We start from the raw sequence: 1790 nt of genomic DNA on the forward strand, positions 1-1790 counted from the left end.
CGCGGTGCGCACGGCGTCCAGGAACGCGGTGATCCGGGCGCGGCGCACGCGCGCTGATCCGGGCGCCGGCGGAAAGGACCGCGGGCCCGCGGTTCAGCCGCCGCCCGGTCCGGGCCGGTCGGTCTCGTAGACGTCCGGGATGCCGTCGTGGTCGAGGTCGGCGGTCTCCATCTCACGGATGCGCCGGTAGACGCGGTTGCGCAGCCGCAGGATCACCGTCGCGAGCAGCGCCGCGGTCAGCGAACCGGCCAGCACCGCCACCTTGACGTGCTCGTCTTCTCCGACGCCGAAGGCCAGTTCGCCGATCAGCAGCGAGACGGTGAACCCGATCCCCGCCAGCACCGACAACCCCGCCACGTCCACCCAGGCCAGGTCCTCGTCCAGGTCGGCCCGGGTGAAGCGGGCCATCAGCCAGGTCGCGGCCATGATCCCGATCGGCTTGCCCGCCACCAGGCCCACCACGACCCCCAGCACGACCGGGTCGCCGAAGGCGCCCGCCAGGCCGTCCAGCCGACCGCCGGTGAGGCCGCCGGCGAGCCCCCGGATCGCCATGGAGACGGTCTCGGTCGCGTCCTGACCGCCGAGGGAGGGGATCGACTGCGCCTGAGCGGGCGTGCAGATCGCCGCCGCCAGCCCCAGCGCCGCAACGGCCACGGCCGTCTTGATGACTCGCTTCATGATTGCCTTCCCAGCTCGTGATCGGCCCGCTTTCCCTGACATTTCAGAGGATTCGGGCCCCAAGACTCCGTTTTCGCCGGTGGCGCGGTTTGAGAGGATCGCAGGGGGTGCACCGACCGGAAGCTGTCCTGCGAATTTCTATCACCGCCGGGTCAGGCGTTCCGGCCTGTTTACGATGACCAGAGCACCTGTTGAAGCAAGAGCCGGGAAGGCTTTCCGCCTGCGCGGGAGGGCCCGGCAGCCCGTCCCGCGAGATCACGAAAACGGAAATGTCCTCACGAATGAGAACGACGTGATTCCCATACGCCGGGAACGTCCCGGAAGCCGGGAAGGGCTTTGCCGATCGCGAGACAAATCCCGGGGAAAGAGGTGGGAAAACGGTTCCCGCGAGCCGCGGCCCCGGGTTTTCCCGTTACCGGGGACCGGCTTGACCGGACGCGATCAGACCGGCAGCAGCGCGTCGGCCGCGACCGGATCGAAGGGGAAGCGGTCGGCGAAGGCCGGGCGGAGGTCGGTGAGCCACACCGCCTCGGGGTCGTACTCGGCGAAGAACGGCCGCCCGACCAGGCCGGGATCACGGGCCTGGATGAGGTGGAGCACGAAGACCTTCCGCCCGGCGACCTCCGCGACGCCGTCGACGCAGACCTTGCCCGGCGTGGCCGACATCGACGGGCCCCGCACCGTACGGCAGAGCCCCGAGACGTCCGCGTACGCCTCCCGGAAGATCTCGTGCGCCCGGGCCAGCGGCACCGCGAAGTAGTCCTGCGGCCCGGTGTCCCGCTCGACGAACATGTAGTACGGCACCATGCCCATCACGTGCTGCCGGCGCCACATCGCCGACCAGACGGCCGGGTCGTCGTTGACCGACCTGATCAGCGGCGCCTGGGTGCGGATCACCGCCCCCGTGCCGAGGATCCCGGCCACCGCCGCCTCCACCAGAGGGGAGTCCATCTCCCGGGGATGGGAGAAGTGGGCCATGAAGGCGAGGTTCTTGCCCGCGTCCACCACGGAGGCGAACAGCTTGAGGGTGTCGTCGGCGTCCGGGTCCGAGACGAACCGCTGCGGCCAGTAGGCCAGGGACTTGGTGCCGATCCGGACGGACTCCAGCTGCT

At 70.2% G+C, this 1790-nt stretch carries 1 protein-coding gene and 1 pseudogene; both read right to left on the reverse strand.

Going from position 1 to position 1790, the window contains the following annotated elements; translation table 11 throughout:
- Nucleotides 1-93 precede the first annotated feature (93 nt).
- Nucleotides 94-678 (reverse strand): Na+/H+ antiporter NhaA, encoded by a 585-nt coding sequence (locus tag ACWJ6R_RS35830; RefSeq protein ID WP_449066463.1) that lies wholly within the window; start codon nucleotides 676-678, stop codon nucleotides 94-96.
- Nucleotides 679-1119: 441 nt separating this feature from the next.
- Nucleotides 1120-1790, reverse strand: a pseudogene (locus ACWJ6R_RS35835) (lysine 2,3-aminomutase); the annotation flags it as partial.

It is taken from the genome of Planomonospora algeriensis, assembly GCF_977012225.1.